This is a genomic window from Variovorax sp. GW822-FHT04E09, assembly GCF_058800845.1.
Window position 1 is genome coordinate 1552807 of record NZ_JBXAMR010000001.1, and the last position, 16001, is coordinate 1568807.

The 16001-nt window shown below is 66.9% G+C and carries 10 protein-coding genes; 3 read left to right on the forward strand and 7 right to left on the reverse strand.

What is annotated here, in order from left to right:
* The first annotated feature begins 189 nt into the window (after positions 1–189).
* Entirely contained in the window at positions 190–3735 is a 3546-nt protein-coding gene (locus AC1RL8_RS07090; RefSeq protein WP_492684329.1) for an Ig-like domain-containing protein, read from the forward strand.
* Between the two features lie 97 nt (positions 3736–3832).
* Here the strand turns inward: AC1RL8_RS07090 and AC1RL8_RS07095 are convergent, their stop codons facing one another.
* The 5 genes from AC1RL8_RS07095 to AC1RL8_RS07115 form a co-directional block, all read right to left on the reverse strand.
* Positions 3833–4750 (reverse strand): cation diffusion facilitator family transporter, encoded by a 918-nt coding sequence (locus tag AC1RL8_RS07095; protein WP_492684330.1) that lies wholly within the window; start codon positions 4748–4750, stop codon positions 3833–3835.
* Complete coding sequence (locus tag AC1RL8_RS07100) at positions 4740–7949, reverse strand: CusA/CzcA family heavy metal efflux RND transporter (protein ID WP_492684331.1); 3210 nt, start codon at positions 7947–7949, stop codon at positions 4740–4742. Before AC1RL8_RS07100 ends, AC1RL8_RS07095 begins: the two co-directional genes overlap by 11 nt.
* 10 nt (positions 7950–7959) lie before the next feature.
* A complete protein-coding gene (locus AC1RL8_RS07105; protein WP_492684332.1) occupies positions 7960–9342 on the reverse strand; it encodes an efflux RND transporter periplasmic adaptor subunit in 1383 nt (460 codons plus the stop codon).
* 26 nt (positions 9343–9368) lie between these two features.
* A complete protein-coding gene (locus AC1RL8_RS07110; RefSeq protein ID WP_492684333.1) occupies positions 9369–10724 on the reverse strand; it encodes a TolC family protein in 1356 nt (451 codons plus the stop codon).
* A gap of 104 nt (positions 10725–10828) precedes the next feature.
* On the reverse strand, positions 10829–11203 hold the full coding sequence (locus AC1RL8_RS07115; protein WP_492684334.1) for a hypothetical protein: 375 nt from the start codon (positions 11201–11203) through the stop codon (positions 10829–10831).
* 162 nt (positions 11204–11365) lie between these two features.
* Between AC1RL8_RS07115 and AC1RL8_RS07120 the strand changes: the two genes are divergently transcribed.
* Complete coding sequence (locus AC1RL8_RS07120; RefSeq protein WP_062481258.1) at positions 11366–12043, forward strand: heavy metal response regulator transcription factor; 678 nt, start codon at positions 11366–11368, stop codon at positions 12041–12043.
* On the forward strand, positions 12040–13368 hold the full coding sequence (locus AC1RL8_RS07125) for a heavy metal sensor histidine kinase (RefSeq protein ID WP_492684335.1): 1329 nt from the start codon (positions 12040–12042) through the stop codon (positions 13366–13368). The genes AC1RL8_RS07120 and AC1RL8_RS07125 overlap by 4 nt, the downstream gene beginning before the upstream one ends.
* A 6-nt stretch (positions 13369–13374) precedes the next feature.
* Here AC1RL8_RS07125 and AC1RL8_RS07130 read toward each other — a convergent pair whose 3' ends face one another.
* Together AC1RL8_RS07130 and AC1RL8_RS07135 are read right to left on the reverse strand one after the other, a co-directional pair.
* Positions 13375–14628, reverse strand: coding sequence for a cation:proton antiporter (locus AC1RL8_RS07130; protein ID WP_354344899.1), 1254 nt, complete (start codon positions 14626–14628; stop codon positions 13375–13377).
* 138 nt (positions 14629–14766) lie between these two features.
* The gene (locus AC1RL8_RS07135; RefSeq protein WP_492684336.1) at positions 14767–15930 is read right to left on the reverse strand and encodes a hypothetical protein; all 1164 of its coding nucleotides are present in this window, start codon (positions 15928–15930) and stop codon (positions 14767–14769) included.
* Between the last annotated feature and the right edge of the window lie 71 nt (positions 15931–16001).

The following is a 16001-nucleotide window of genomic DNA, read 5'->3' on the forward strand; positions in this document are numbered from 1 at the left end:
CCTTCCCACACGACTTTGTGCGCGCTTTGAGCACCGACTTATTCCTTCGAGCTTAGGTTTCGGACTCGTCCGATGGTCCCGCAGGGCCGTTCTTCCTAGAGTGCTCCATTCCCCCAGACCGTTTGATTGCGCTGCGTTCATTTGCGCGCCGATGCGGTCTTTTCTTTCCTTTTCAGAACAGAGAATTCCATGCCCTCCGAGAAAACTCAGGTCGCCATCGACCACCCGAGCACCACCTTCGCCGCCCCTCCCGCCATCGTGAGCGGCGCCCTCGACGACGCCGGCGACATCCAGAACCCCATCGCCCCCGGCGGTATGACCGACGACCGCCAGCCCGGCTTCCACGGCCAAGGCACGCCGGGCGACACCATCGTCATCCGCGACAACGGCAACGAGATCGGCACCACCGAGGTCGACGCCAACGGCAGCTGGACCTTCACGCCCTCGACCGACCTGCTCGAAGGCCAGCACGCCATCACCATCGTCACGCGCGACGACAGCGGCAACGAGGGCACGCCTTCGCCCGCCTTCAACTTCGAGATCGACGTCACCCCGCCCGACGCCAGCCGGCTGAACGTCAGCGGCTTCACGGACAACGTGGGCGGGGTCACCGGCAACGTGATCTCGGGCGGCACCACCGATGAAACGCGCCCTCTGCTCAGCGGCATCAGCAACGGCACGCCCGGCCACACCGTCACCGTGATGGTGAAAGACGCCACCGGCACTCATGAGCTGGGCCCGGCCATCATCGGCGAGAACGGCCAGTGGACTTTCCAGGTCGACACCCCGCTGGCCGCAGGCCTGAACACCTTCATGCTCGTGGAGCGCGATGCCGCGGGCAACGAGACCATGCCGACCGGGCGCTACAAGGTCACCGTCAATACCGACAAGCCGAACGCGCCCGTCATCGACAGCGTGTTCGACGACGTGGGCGAGGCGCACATGCTGCAGCAAGGCGAAGCCACCAATGACGCCAGGCCGACGCTGGCGGGCACGGCCCAGGCGAACCACATCGTCAAGTTCTACGACGGCGCCACCTACCTGGGCCAGACCGTGGCCGATGAGAGCGGCAAGTGGAGCTTCACGCCCCAGACCAATCTGACTGACGGCGCACACGGCATCACCGCTACGTCGACCAGCCCCGTGGGCCAGACCAGCGATGCCAGCAGCGCCTGGAACTTCGTGATCGACACCACGCCCCCGACGCAGACCGGCACCGTCACCGACATCGGCAAGGACAGCGGCTTCAACGCCGACGACTACCTGACCAACGACGGCGGCGCCGGACGGCTGCTGCAGGGCAAGCTGTCGGCCGCTCTGGGCGCCGGCGAGACGCTGCAGGTGTCGACCGACGGCGGCACCACCTGGACGACCGCCTTCGTGGCCGGTGATCAATGGAGCGCGCAGGACGGCAACAGCCATACCGAAAGCTGGACCGTGCAGACGCGCACGGTGGACGAGGCCGGTAATGCGGGCCCGGTGCAATCGCAGGCGATGGCGCTGGATACCGTCGCCCCTGCGGCGCCGACCGAGGTGGCCGTGGTCGCTGGTGGCGTGGAGGTTCGATTCAATCCGGCGGATGTGGCTGTGGGCCACAAGCTCAGCTTGGTTCTGCGTGGCGATCATTTCGACTATGTACTGACCGCTGCTGACATCGCGACAGGAAAGGTGCAAATTGCAGATCAGTCTCCTCCAGTTCTTTTGAATTTCAACGGATTGAAAGAAACAGTCAACTCAAAATCCATGACATTTGGCGATCTGACAATCAAATGCGACAACGGCGTTCGAATTTGGATTCCGACACCTACCAACAACGACCCACGCCTTTGGATCGGGACAGTTGGAGGCGTAAATTACTCCAGTGAATATTTGATTAAGAATGGAGCCAATCATGTTTCCTTTGATTTAAATGGAATCAACGGAGACACAGCAGGGAAGGAGTATTTGGTCTATTTCGACGTAGATGGACAAAAGCTGGGGCAATTAGATCTACAGTATCCACTGGGTTCCGTTCAGCGGGTTTCTTTTGACCCCCCTCCTGGCAAGATGATTGGCAGCTTTATCATTTTCACACCAAGAGGCGAAACGGATGGTTATACGGTTGATGACATCAAAATAGGCAAGCCCTTGTCAGAATTCGAAATAACCGCTGCAATTTCCGATCCTGCCGGCAACATATCGAAATACACATCCTCCAATCTTCGAGGGAAAGATTCTTTTGACAATCTATCCAAGATTAATGCAGGCACATCGCATACGACTGCCAAGGGCGTCGATATTGAAATGGTTCAAGGTTTTGTGGAGCCTTCCAATTACTCCAGCCTGTACCTTTCGGCTCAGGGCATCGTGAGCTTCAAGATTCCCACGCCCGCCAAATCGGTGGAGATCGAATATGGGAACACGCACGGGGCGCCTTACGGCAAGGTCGAGTTCTATTCGGCAGAAGGCGTCTTGCTGGGCACGAAGAACATGGTCGCCCACCCGGATTCGTCGGCTGGCATGGCCAAGATCGGCTTCTCGTCGAACACCCCCATTTCCTACATCAAGGTGTACGGCCAGGACAGCGGAACGGCGCCGGGGGTCAACGACGCCATCCTGATCGGCGACCTGAGCTGGAGCGGCGTCGACACGGGCTCGAGTCCTGCGCAGCAACAGACGCTGACCGAAGGATCGGTGGGCACGCTGCATGGCGGTTCGGACAACAACGAATTCGTCGTCACCGACATCAAGCACCTGTCCGATTCGGCCATCTCCGGCAACGGCGGCATCGACACGCTCAAGCTGACCGGCGCCAACCAGGTGCTGGACCTGACCGCGCTCGCGGGCAAAGTCAGTTCGGTTGAAATCATCGACCTCACCGGCTCGGGCAACAACACGCTCAAGCTGTCGCTGGCCGACGTGATGAACAACGGCGCCATCAACCAGTTCGTGGCCGACGGTCGCGTGCAGATGATGGTCAAGGGCAATGCCGGTGATGCGGTGACGCTGTCCGACGTGCTGCCCAACGGCACCGACACCGGCGATTGGGTCAAGCAGGCCAACATCTCGGTGTGGGGCGTGGTTTACGAGGTGTACCAGCACTCGGGCTTCAAGGCCGACTTGCTGGTGCAGCAGGGCGTGACGGTCACGCTGCAGAACACGGGCGCTGGCACGTTCCACATCAGTCCCGAGGCCGAGGTCCATGTGCTCGACCACGCCACGCAGACCTACACCGACAGCGACGACACGCTCATCGCCAGGCTCGGCTTCGCCGACCGCCTCGAGGGCGGTGCCGGCAACGACACCTTCATGAAGGTGGGCACGGGCGACACGGTGCACGGTGGCGCGGGCGACGACACGATCCGCATCAACAGCGGCGACTTCGCGCGCCTCGACGGCGGCCTGGGCATCGACACGCTCGTCATGGACGGCACCGCCATGCACATCGACCTGTCGGCCCTCGGCGCGAAGGTGCTGGGCTTCGAGAAGTTCGACCTGGGCGCAGGCGGCAACACGCTCGCGCTGAGCGCGCAAGACCTGCTGGCCGGTGGTGCACGCGACATGGTCACGGCCGACGGCAAGGTGCAGATGCTGGTCAACGGCGCCAATGGCGATGTGAACCTGCTCGGCGGCGACGACGGCTGGACCCTGGGCAATGCAGCCACCGTCGGCGGCGTGACCTACAGCGTCTACACCAACCTCGCAGGCACCGCCGAACTGCTGGTCGAGGACAAGGTCCACGTGACCATCCTCTAAGCCTGCAGACAGGCCACGCGGCGCCACATCGGCGCCGCCCCCGACGCGACAGCCGCCCCGTGCGACTGTCGCGTTTTTTCCGTGCCCTGCCCTCGCGTCAGCCCGCCGTCACCGCAGGCCCGAACCCATGGGTCTCCCCCGCCTGCTCGCAAGGCACCCGCTCCACCTGCACGGTCGAATGGTGAATGTCGAACGTCTCGGCCAGCAGCGCGCGCAGCCGCAGCATCAGCGGCGCCAGGTCGACCACGTCGGGCGTGCACACCACGTGCACGCTCAGGCTCACCTTGCCGCTGGACAGCGCCCACACATGCAGGTCGTGCAGGCCGGCCACGCCCGGCTGCGCCTGCAGCGCGCGCTCGACCTCGGGCAGGTCGATCTCGTCGGGCACGCCTTCGAGCAGCACGTTGAGGCTCTCGCGCAAGAGGCGCCAGGTGCGCGGCAGCACCCACAGGCCGATGGCGACGGCGATCACCGAGTCGACCCAGGCCCAGCCGGTGAAACGGATGACGAGCGCGCCGGCGATCACGCCGACGGAGCCGAGCATGTCGGCCCACACTTCGAGGTACGCGCCCTTCACGTTGAGACTTTCGTCCTTGCCGCTGGCCAGCAGGCGCATGCCGATGAGGTTGACCACCAGGCCGCCGATGGCCACGAGCAGCATCATGGTCGACTGGATCTCGGCCGGCTGCGAGATGCGCCGGTACGCCTCGTAGAGCACGTAGATCGCCACGAAGAACAGCAGCACCGCGTTGACCACGGCCGCCAGGATCTCGAAGCGGTAGTAGCCGAAGGTGCGGCGCTTGTCCGCCGGCCGCTTGCCCAGCCAGATGGCGGCCAGCGAGATGGCCAGCGCCACGGTGTCGGTGGCCATGTGGGCCGCGTCGGACAGCAGCGCCAGGCTGCCCGACACGAGCCCGCCGATCACCTCGGCGACGAGGTAGGTCGAGGTCAGCGCCAGCGCCCAGCGCAGCGCCTTTTCATTGCCACCTACTGCATGTGAATGCTCATGGGCCATGGGAACCTTGCAGTGCGGGATCGAGAGGTGCGCCATGTTGCTGCTCTGCGTTGGCTTCCTGCACCTCGTCTTCATCGCGCCGGTGCGCGATGCGATACAGCAGCGGCAACACCAGCAGCGTCAGCGCGGTCGACGACAGGATACCGCCGATGACCACGGTGGCCAGCGGGCGCTGCACTTCGGCGCCGGTGCCGGTGGCGATGGCCATGGGCACGAAGCCCAGCGAGGCGACCAGCGCGGTCATGAGCACGGGGCGCAGCCGCGTGAGCGCGCCTTCGCGAATCGCTTCGTCCAGCGGCAGGCCGCCCTCGCGCAGGTTGCGGATGAACGAGATCATCACCAGCCCGTTGAGCACGGCCACGCCCGACAGCGCAATGAAGCCCACGGCCGCCGAGATCGACAGCGGAATGCCGCGCAGCCACAGCGCGACGATGCCGCCCGTGAGCGCGAACGGAATGCCGGTGAACACCAGCAGGCCGTCCTTCAGGTTGCCGAACATGGCGAACAGCAGCGTGAACACCAGCAGCAGCGACACGGGCACCACCACCTGCAGGCGCTGCGTGGCCGAGGCCAGGTTCTCGTACTGGCCGCCCCACACGGTCCAGTAGCCCGGCGGAATGCGCACGGCGCGCATGGCCTCCTCGGCCTCGGCCACGAAGGAACCGAGGTCGCGACCGCGCACGTTGGCACTCACCACGATGCGGCGCTTGCCGTCTTCGCGGCTGACCTGGTTGGGGCCGGGCGCGAGGTCGAGCGTGGCCACTTCGCCCAGCGGGATGAAGCTGGTGCGCAGGCCTTCGCCGCCCGCACCCTTGGGCAGCGCGATCGGCAGCCGGCGGATGGCGTCCAGGTCGGTGCGCAGGGTCTCGGGCAGGCGCACGAGGATGTCGAAGCGGCGGTCGCCGTCGAACAGCGTGCCGGCCTCGCGCCCGCCCACGGCGGTCGAAATGGCGTCCTGCACGTCGCCCACGTTGAGGCCGTAGCGCGCGGTCTTCTGGCGGTCGATGTTCACGGTGAGCATCGGCAGGCCGGTGGTCTGCTCCACCTTCACCTCGGCGGCGCCGGGCACCTTGCCCAGCACGCTCGACACCTGCGCGGCGGTCTGGTTGAGCACGTCCATGTCGTCGCCGAAGATCTTCACGGCCACGTCGCTGCGCACGCCCGAGATCAGTTCGTTGAAGCGCAGCTGGATCGGTTGCGAGAACTCGTAGTTGTTGCCCGGCAGCTTCTCGACCTCTTCCTGCACGGCGGCCAGCAGCTCGGGGCGCGTGCGCTTCGGCTTGGGCCATTCGCTCTCGGGCTTGAGCATGATGTAGCCGTCGGAGATGTTCGGTGGCATCGGGTCGGACGCGATCTCGGCCGTGCCGGTGCGCGCGAACACGCGCTCGATCTCGGGGAACTTGTCTTTCAGCGTGCGTTCGAGCTGCTTTTGCATCTCGACCGACTGCGTGAGGCTGGTGCCCGGAATGCGCAGCGCCTGGATGGCGAAGTCGCCCTCGCTCAGGCTGGGCACGAACTCCGTGCCCAGGCGCGTGGCCAGCAGGCCCGAGAGCACCACGGCCACCACCGCCGTGGTGATGACCAGCGGCTTGGCATTCATCGCACGCGACAGCAGCGGCGCGTAGCCGCGCTTGGCCCACAGCATCAAGCGGTTTTCCTTCTCGGCGACCTTGTTGCCGATGAACAGCGCCACGGCGGCCGGGATGAAGGTGATCGACAGGATCATTGCGCCCAGCAGCGCAATCACCACGGTGAAGGCCATCGGGTGGAACAGCTTGCCCTCGACGCCGGTGAGCGCAAAGATCGGCAGGTACACGATCATGATGATCAGCTGGCCGAACAGCAGCGGCCGGCGCGCCTCCTGCGAGGCCGCGAACACTTCATGAAAGCGCTCGCTGCGCGTGAGCGCCCTGCCGTGTTTCTCCTGCGCATGCGCCAGGCGCCGCACGCAGTTCTCCACGATCACCACGGCGCCGTCGATGATGATGCCGAAGTCGAGCGCGCCCAGGCTCATGAGGTTGGCACTGACCTTCTGGTTCACCATGCCGGTGAAGGTGAAGAGCATCGACAGCGGGATCACCGTGGCGGTGATGATGGCCGCGCGGATGTTGCCCAAAAACAGGAACAGGATCGCCACCACCAGCACCGCGCCCTCGAAGAGGTTCTTCTTCACGGTGGCGATGGCCTTGTCGACCAGCACCGTGCGGTCGTACACCGTCACGGCCTTCACGCCCGCGGGCAGCGTGCGGTTGATCTCCTGCATCTTCTTGTCGACCGCCTGCGAGACGGTGCGGCTGTTCTCGCCGATGAGCATGAACACCGTGCCCAGCACCACCTCGCGGCCGTTGTCGGTGGCGGCGCCGGTGCGCAGCTCCTGGCCGATGCCGACCTCGGCCACGTCGGACACGCGCAGCGGAATGCCGCCGGCGTTGCCCAGGATCACGTTGCCGATGTCTTCCACCGACTTCACCTGCCCCGGCGCGCGAATGAGGTACTGCTCGCCGCGCTTCTCGATGTAGCCCGCGCCCACGTTGGCGTTGTTGCGCTCCAGCGCGGTGACCAGGTCGGTCATCGTGAGGCCGTGCGCCAGGAGCTTCGCGGGGTCGGGCGCGATCTGGAACTCCTTGGCGTAGCCGCCGATGGAGTTGATCTCGGTCACGCCCGGTACGTTGCGCAGCTGCGGCTTGATGATCCAGTCTTGAATCTCCCGCAGGTCGGTGGGCGTGTAGGGCTTGCCGTCGGCCTTTTTCGCGCCCTCTTCGGTCTCGACGGTCCACAGGTAGATCTCGCCCAGGCCGGTCGAGATGGGCCCGATCACCGGCGACACGCCGGGCGGCATGCTCTCGCGCGCCGACTGGATGCGCTCGTTCACGAGCTGGCGCGCAAAGTAGATGTCGGTGCCGTCCTTGAAGATCACGGTCACTTGCGACAGGCCGTAGCGCGACAGCGAGCGCGTCTGCTGCAGGCCCGGCAGGCCGGCCATGACGGTCTCGATGGGGTAGGTCACGCGCTGCTCGGCTTCGAGCGGCGAGTAGCCGGGCGCGGACGTGTTGATCTGCACCTGCACGTTGGTGATGTCGGGCACGGCGTCGATCGGCAGCTTCTGGTAGCTGAAGACGCCGAGCGCCGCCATGCCGAGCACGGCCAGCAGGATCAGCCAGCGCTGCTCGATGGAGAAGCGGATGATGCGTTCGAACATGCGGTCGTCCTCAGTGGGTGTGCGTGGCCGAGCTCTTGCCCTGCTGCGACTTCACGACGAAGCTGCCGCTGGCCGCATAGGCCGCGCCGGGCTTCAGGCCGCCCACGATCTCGATGCGCTGGCCGTCGCTGCGGCCGGTCTTCACGTGCTGCGGCACAAAGCCGCCGGGCACGCGCAGGAACACGGTGGGCTGGTCGTCCACGGTCTGCACGGCTTCGGCCGACACGGTGACGGGCGCATCGGCTTCCGACGCCACCAGCTCCACGTTCACGAACAGGCCCGGGCGCCAGGTGCGCTGCGGGTTGGTGAGCGTGACGCGCGCGGTGGCGGTGCGCGTCTGCGCGCCCAACAGCGAGCCCACATACGACACGGTGCCGCGCGCGGCCTGCTCGAAGGAACCGGCGCGGATGGTCACGGCCTCGCCGACGCGCACGAGGTTCAGGCTGCTGGCGGGCACGCTGATCTCGGCCCACACGGTCGACAGGTCGGAAATGGTGAACACGTTGACCGCCTCGCCCACCGATTCGCCCAGCGAGATGTGCTTTTCGACCACCATGCCGTCGAAGGGAGCGCGCAGCTCGTAGCGGCCCAGTGCCGACGAGCCGGGCGTGGCGCCCAGCGCCAGCAGCTTCTGGTTGGCGTTGGCCACGGCGATCTGCGCCTCCTGCATGGCCTGCTCGGCCTGCAGGTAGTCCTGCTGCGGCGAGATCTTTTCTTCCCACAGTTTCTTCTCGCGGTCGTGCGTGGTGCGCGCCAGCGCCAGCCGGCGCTGCGCCGTCTGCAGCTCGCTGCGCTGCTCCGAGAGCGCGGGGCTGGAGATCACGGCCAGCACCTGGCCGCGCTTGACTTCCTGGCCCAGGTTGGCCGACACGCTGTCGACCACGCCCGCCACGCGCGGCACCACGTGGGCCGTGCGGTCTTCGTTGAACTTGATCTCGCCGGGCAGCTGCAGCGACGTCTTGATGCGCGCCGGGCCGACGCTGTCGATCGCGATGCCGGCGGCCTTGACCTGCTCGTCGGTGAAGGGGATCTTTTCCTCGTCTTCCTTGTGGGCGTTGGCGGCGGCCTTCTGCGGCTCTGCCGATGCAGGCGTTTCCTTGCCTGCGTCCTTGCCGGCATCCTTGCCTTCTTCCGCGTGGTGTTCCTTGTCGCCATGGCCTTCGTCGTGCGAATGGCCGTGGTCATCTTCCTTACCCTTGGCGTGGCCCCTGTCTTCCTCGTGGTGCTCGCCGTCGGCATGGCCGGCGGACTCCGAGTGCCCGCCCGCCTCGGGCTTGGACGGCGCGGTGCGCAGGATGAGCGCGCCGGCAACGAGGCCGGCGAGCAAAACGGCGGCAATGGCGATCCACTGTTTGCGGCCGGCGGACGATGTGCGGTTGTGTGGTGTGGTCATGGTCGGAATCGGTTCGGTGTTCTTCATCAGCGCACGTTCGGCGTCACGTTCAGCGTCGCGTTCGAGGCGATGTCGTCGCCCTCCGTGCCCAGCAGGCGGTCGAGCTCGCCGGCCGCGCGGTGCGCCTCGGCCAGCGCAACGAGGTACTGGTTGCGCACCTGGAACAGCGTGCGCTGCGCGTCGAGCGCCTCGAGAAAGCTGAACTTGCCCAGCTCGAAGCCCTTGGTGGCGGCGCGGTAGGCGGTCTCGGCGCCGGGCAGTGCGTCGCGCTGCAGCGTCTCGGCGGTGGCGCGCGCGGAGCGCAGGCGCTCGCTGGCCTGGGCCACGTCGGCGCCCAGTTGCAGCTCGGCGGCGGCGAGTTCGTCGCGCGCCTTGTCTTCGCGGCTCAGTGCTTCGGCGATGTTGCCGCGGTTGGTGTCGAAGATCGGCAGCGGCACCGACAGGCCCACCACCACCTGGTTGCGCCGGCTGCTGCTCACGGCCTCGCCGCCCTCGCCTTCGGACGCGGGCACGCGCTTGACGCCGAGCGACACGGTCACGTCGGGAATGCGCTTGGCCTGCTCCAGGTCGCTCAGCGCGCGGCGGCGCTCGACCTCGAGGCGGGCCTGGCGCAGCACGGGCGCATCGGGCAGGCGGCGCGCCACCTCGGGCGCGGCGGCCTGGGTGGGCAGCTGGTCGACCGCGCCGTCCACCTGCGTGAAGCGCGGCGCCGGGTTGCCCCACAGCGCGGCCAGCAGCTGGCGCGACGCGCGCAGCGTGCCTTCGGCCTGCAGCAGTTCGACGCGGATGCCGGCCTCGGCCACGCGCGCCTTGGTTTCTTCGAGCGGCGACACCTTGCCGGCCGCCACGCGGTTGGCCGCGGCGCGGGTGGCGATCTGCGCGAGCCCCACCGAGTCCTGCGCGAGGCGCAGGCGCTCCTGCGCGGTCAGCACGTCGAAGAAGGCAGTGACGGCCGCGGCACGCAGTTCGGCGCGCCGCGCCGACAGCGCCGACGCCGCCTGGTCGCGCGCACGCTCGGCCGCCGTGACGCGCGCGGCGCGCTTGCCGCCCAGCTCGAGGGGCTGGCTCAGCTGCAGCGTGGTCGTGCGGTTGTTGCGGCGCAGGTCTTCCAGCTGCGTGTCGAGCGTGGGGTTGGGCCAGGCGCCGGCCTGCACCACGGCACCGTCGGCGGCGGCCTGCTCATGGCGCGCGGCCGACAGGCCCGGGTTGGCCTGCAGCGCCAGCGCCACGGCGGCGCGCAGGGTCAGCGGGCCTTCGGGCTCCAGCGTGCGGGCGGGTGCCGACAGGGACGACGAGGGACCGGCCGCCTGCGGGGTCTGCTGTGAAAAGGCCGGGGGTACCGCCAAGGCCAACACGGCCAGCGGCACGAAAAGCGTGCGCATCGAATTCTCCTGGGTTGCAAAACAACGGACGGACGAATTCGGCGAGGAGCGCTCAGCTGATGAGTGAGATCAGAAAAAGAAAAAGGGGCTGTGCTCTCGCCGAATCAGGCGGCGAGCAACCAGTCGGGGCGCACCGGCACTTCGGCGATGTGCGAGGCGAAGCGTTCGGTGGCAGTGGCGCGCAGCGCCTGCGAGGCGATGGGCGATTCGGCCGGCAGCGCGGCGGCGGTGTCCGCATGCTGGGCCTGCCCGAAGTGGGCAACGATGCAATGGCCGACCGCCGCGTTGGGCTGGCGGGTGCTGTCTTTCTTGGCGCCGTCGCCCGCGTGGGTGCGGTCGGTGCCGCGCGGCTCGTCCTCGTGGTGGCCCCAGTGGCCGCTGCCCTTGTCGCCTTCGTGCAGGCAATAGGCGGCCGACACCGCCCAGCTGTACTGGAAAGGCAGGAGAAACAGCAGGAAAATCAGGAGCCAGCGGCGCATTGTTGACAAAAGTATATCGACGGGGCGTGGCGCGCCGACCAAGAAAAGCCCTGCGAACCGAGGGCCCGGCCCACTGTACGACAGCGTGTCGGCGCTTTGTCCTTCAATAGGATTACTAAATCGTAACCAGCGTCTCGAAAGGCCTTGGGTACGATCCGTACCATGCGAATTCTTGTCATCGAAGACGAACCCAAACTGGGCGATTACCTGAAAAAGGGGCTGGAAGAGAACGGCTACGTGGTCGACATCGCCCGCGATGGCATCGAAGGCCGCTACCTCGCCACCGAGGGCGACTACGCGCTCGTGCTGCTGGACGTGATGCTGCCCGGCATCGACGGCTTTGCCGTGCTGCAGGCCATTCGCCGCACGAAGAACGTGCCGGTGCTGGTGCTCACCGCGCGCGACAAGGTCGAAGACCGCGTGCAGGGCCTGCAGCAAGGCGCCGACGACTACCTGGTGAAGCCCTTCTCCTTCTCGGAGCTGCTGGCGCGCGTGCAGGCGCTGCTACGGCGCGGCAAGACGCAGGAGCCCACGGTGCTGCGCCTGGCCGACCTGGAGCTGGACCTGGTGAGCCGCAAGTGCATGCGCAACCGCACGCGGCTGGACCTCACGGCCAAGGAGTTCACGCTGCTGGTGGTGCTGCTGCGCCGGCGCGGGCAGATTCTGTCGCGCTCCACGCTCGCCGAGCAGGTGTGGGACATGAACTTCGACAGCGACACCAACGTGGTCGAGGTGGCCATCCGCCGCCTGCGCAGCAAGATCGACGACCCCTTCGACGTGAAGCTGCTGCACACCGTCCGCGGCATGGGCTACGTACTCGAAGACCGCTCGTGGGCATGAGCCCGAAGCCGCATTCGATCCAGAGCCGGCTCTCGTTCTGGTTCGCCGCGCAGACGCTGTCCGGCCTGAGCATCATCTGCCTGGCCATCTACCTCGTGACCGCCTGGAGCTTCGGCGCCAAGCAGCGCGACGCGCTCGACCAGAAGACGGTGCTCGTCGAGCACCTGCTCAAGGAGGCCGAGAAAGGCGGCGACCTCGTCTTTCTGCGGCACAAGCTCGACGACTTCTTCTCGATGCAGGACGACGTGACCCTGTCGATCGCCAACGCCGGCAAGCCGCTGTTCCAGTCCACGCCGCCGCCGCAGGGCCGCTGGCTGCGACGCGCCATGGTCGTGCCCTGGCAGAACGGCGACTTCCACACCGACCTGTCGGTGCAGGTCGGCGTGAACATCGCGCAGGACTCCCGGCTGCTCGAACGCCTGGCCTGGACGCTGCTGGGCGCGGTGGTGCTGGGCACGGCGCTGGTGTCGCTCACCGGCATGTGGCTGGTGCGGCGCGGGCTGCGGCCGCTGAAGGCGCTGGCCGAACGCACCGCGGCCATCACGCCCGACCACGTTCACCAGTCGATCGACCCCGGCGCCTTCGCGCAGGAGCTGCGGCCCTGGATCACGCAGTTCAACGCGCTGCTGGCACGGGTGCAGCGCGCCTACGTGCAGCTGGAGTCGTTCAACGCCGACGTGGCGCACGAGCTGCGCACGCCGCTGGCCAACCTGCTCGGCTCGACCGAGGTGGCGCTCACGCGACCGCGCAGCAACGAGGAGCTGCAGGCCGTGCTGGCCTCCAACCTCGAGGAGATGGGGCGGCTGTCGGGCATCGTGACCGACATGCTGTTTCTTTCGAAGGCCGACCGCGGCACCTCGGCACGCTCGATGGCCCCGGTGAGCCTGGCGGAGCAAGCGCGCGACGTGATCGACTTCTACGACGCCATGCTCGACGAGGCCGGCCTGCGCGCCGAAGTGCATGGCGAGGCCGTGGCCGAGGTGGACGCGGGGCTGATCCGGCGCGCCCTCTTCAACCTGCTGGGCAATGCGATCCGCTTTGCCGAACCGGCCTCGACGCTGCGCATCGAGATTGCGGCCGCCCCTGGCGGAGAACACCACACCATCGCCGTGATCAACCGCGGCGCGCCGATCGACCCCGAGGCGCTGCCGCGCCTGTTCGAGCGCTTCTACCGCGCGGCCCAGGCACGAGACGGCTCCACGCGGCACCACGGGCTGGGCCTGTCGATCGTCGAGGCGATCGCGCGCATGCACGGCGGGCAGGTGTTCGCGTCGAGCCAGGGCGGCCAGACGCGCATCGGGTTCAGCGTGCGCCGCGGCAGCTGAAGGGGTTCAGGGCTCGGCGTGCGCCGCCGTCTCGGCGGGCTTGGGCTTGCGGCCGATGCACAGCGTCATCAGCGGCCCGGTCATCGCGGTGGTGGCCAGCGCCATCACCAGCAGCATCGTGAAGAGCTCGGGGCCGATCAGGCCGACGTCCAGGCCGATCTTGATGACGATGAGCTCCATCAGCCCGCGCGCGTTCATGAGCGAGCCGGTGGCCAGGCTGTCGCGCCAGCTGTAGCCGGCGATGCGCGCGCCCGCCGCGCCGCCCGCGATCTTGCCCACGGTGGCCACGCCCACGATCAGCAGCATCGCGCCCAGGCTCGCACCCGAGAACGCGTTGGCCGTGGTGCCCAGCCCCGCGAGCGCGAAGAACAGCGGCATCAGCACCACGATGGAGATCGGCTCGATGCGCTCGCTCAGCGAGCGCAGCAGGCGGTCGTCGCGCGGCAGGCAGGCGCCGAACAGGAAGGCGCCGAACACCGCGTGCAGGTGCAGCCATTCGGTCAGCAGCGCCGTGACCAGCAGGCCGATCATGAGCGCGGCCATCAGCGTGGTCGACGGCTCGCCGTCGGGCGCCTTCACGCGCAGCAGCCACGCAAAGGCCGGCTTCAGCCCGAGGAACAGCACCGTGAGCATCACCACCACGCCGACCGTGATCTTGATCAGGCCCGCGTAGCCGTCGCTGGTGCCCACCAGCGCGACCACGAAGGCCAGCAGGATCCACGCGAACACGTCGACCACCGCCGCAGCGCTCAGCGAGAGCTGGCCGAAGGGCGTGCGCGTCATGCCGCGGTCTTTCAGGATGCGCGCCATCACCGGAAAGGCCGTGATCGACAGCGCCGCCGCCATGAACAGCGCGAAGGGCCAGAAGCCCACGCCGGCCGGCGCGAGCGTGGGGTGCAGCGCCGGCGAGATCGCCAGGCCCAGCACCAGCGGCACCAGCACGCTGAGCACGCCCACCGCGCCGGCCGCCTGCAGCTGCGCGCGCATGTTGCGCGTGGCCCGCAGCTCCAGGCCCACCACGAACATGAACAGCACCAGCCCCACCGTCGCCAGCGACGACAGCCCCTGCAGCGACTCCTTGGCGAACAGCTGCGCATGCAGCGACGGGAACAGCAGCCCCATGACCGCCGGCCCGAGCATCAGCCCCGCCGCCATCTCCCCCACCACGCTCGGCTGCCCCACATGGCGCAGCACCCAGCCGCACAGGCGCGCGGTGGTGAGGATGACGACGAGTTGCAGCAGGAGGGTGGTGACGGACATGGGCGGGGGCGCGGAGTGGGCGAAAAACTCGCCTGATGTTAGTGAGTTCCATGCGCCCGGCTCAAGCCAGCGGCCGACAGCGGCCGGCCAGAACCTCCGACCCGAAAGAATTTTGGGGCTCGCTGGCCCCGGGAAGACTCAGGAGGGCAAGCGTTGGTACGTGACCCGGCTTGAAACGTTCATCATGAACGACTGCCCCACCAGCGACGGGTACTTGCTCGCGTCGAGGTCGATTGATACATCCTCGGAAAAGCTCTGCGTGAAAGCCTTCTGGAAAATGGACGTTCGTTGAGTGGCCCCTGAAGCAGCAAGCGTTTGAATGGTGGCATTCACCGTGACTTCCACATTGGCCTTCCATCCCGCAGGAACCATCTGCGGCGACATCTCACCGACGATCTTGTAGGTCGCCAAGCGCGGGGCGCCCGGAGGAAGCGGCGAGGAAATCGATGCCATCCCGAGCGTGTCGCTGCCGTAGTTCCACCCTGCGCTCTGTCCGACAGGCATCGTTGCCAGGCCCCTCGGGTTCGCTTTCAACCGGTATTCGATGCCTCTGCGCGGGTCGATCGAACCGGGCAGCGTATCGAATGGCTCCACCAGCGTCGTGTGGTTCTTCCGCGGTGTGAAGCTCAGCTGATTGCGAAGTGACACAAACGTGCCCTCCGCACCGGGATCGGTCCAATTCACCTCGAAGTTTGGAAACACGCTGTCGTTCAACATGGCCCCCGCCGGGTAAAAGGCCCAGAAGTCCGCAAGAAACTTCTCTGGCCTGTAGAACTCCCTTGCTGTGACGGCCCACAGTGATGAGACCCCCGGAGCAAGCGTCATCGCCGTCGTGTCCTGTATCGTCAGCGTCAACAATGGGCCGGCAACCGGGGGCGTCGTGGCCTTGAGGGTCGCGTACACCGGCTCGCTGTAGATCCCCCGGTCGCTGACCACGAGCCTCAGCACATACTCTCCCGCCACATCAGGGACGAACTCCGGGCTCTTCAGGAGTGGGTCGTTCAACTCGGCCTTGCTGCCGATTGGCTTGGAGCGCAGCAGCCACGAATAGTCGAGCTTGTGCCCCGACGCACTGGTGCTCTGGGCCCCATCCAGCTTCAAGACCAATCCGATGTCCGCGCTGGACGGGCTGGTGATCACCGCCGTTGGCGCGCTGGCCGCAGAACCGTTGTCGGTGGTGGGCGGCGCAACAGCCGGCAAGGGCAGGAACTGAACCCCGCCATTGCCGTCGCCTCCACCGCCGCATGCACTGACCAACGCCACGGCCGAAACGACCAGCGCCCATTTCATTTTCTGAAGCATCCCCACCCTCCTCCATTGACAAAAGAAAGCCAGCCTGCGGGAAGTCCCCGAGGCTGGCGATGGTTCGAATC

Bases quoted from the DNA above. Each gene is read 5' to 3' on its own strand.
- AC1RL8_RS07090 (WP_492684329.1), top strand. From the start codon at position 190: ATGCCCTCCGAGAAAACTCAGGTCGCCATCGACCACCCGAGCACCACC.
- AC1RL8_RS07095 (WP_492684330.1), bottom strand. From the start codon at position 4,750: ATGGCCCATGAGCATTCACATGCAGTAGGTGGCAATGAAAAGGCGCTG.
- AC1RL8_RS07100 (WP_492684331.1), bottom strand. From the start codon at position 7,949: ATGTTCGAACGCATCATCCGCTTCTCCATCGAGCAGCGCTGGCTGATC.
- AC1RL8_RS07105 (WP_492684332.1), bottom strand. From the start codon at position 9,342: ATGACCACACCACACAACCGCACATCGTCCGCCGGCCGCAAACAGTGG.
- AC1RL8_RS07110 (WP_492684333.1), bottom strand. From the start codon at position 10,724: ATGCGCACGCTTTTCGTGCCGCTGGCCGTGTTGGCCTTGGCGGTACCC.
- AC1RL8_RS07115 (WP_492684334.1), bottom strand. From the start codon at position 11,203: ATGCGCCGCTGGCTCCTGATTTTCCTGCTGTTTCTCCTGCCTTTCCAG.
- AC1RL8_RS07120 (WP_062481258.1), top strand. From the start codon at position 11,366: ATGCGAATTCTTGTCATCGAAGACGAACCCAAACTGGGCGATTACCTG.
- AC1RL8_RS07125 (WP_492684335.1), top strand. From the start codon at position 12,040: ATGAGCCCGAAGCCGCATTCGATCCAGAGCCGGCTCTCGTTCTGGTTC.
- AC1RL8_RS07130 (WP_354344899.1), bottom strand. From the start codon at position 14,628: ATGTCCGTCACCACCCTCCTGCTGCAACTCGTCGTCATCCTCACCACC.
- AC1RL8_RS07135 (WP_492684336.1), bottom strand. From the start codon at position 15,930: ATGCTTCAGAAAATGAAATGGGCGCTGGTCGTTTCGGCCGTGGCGTTG.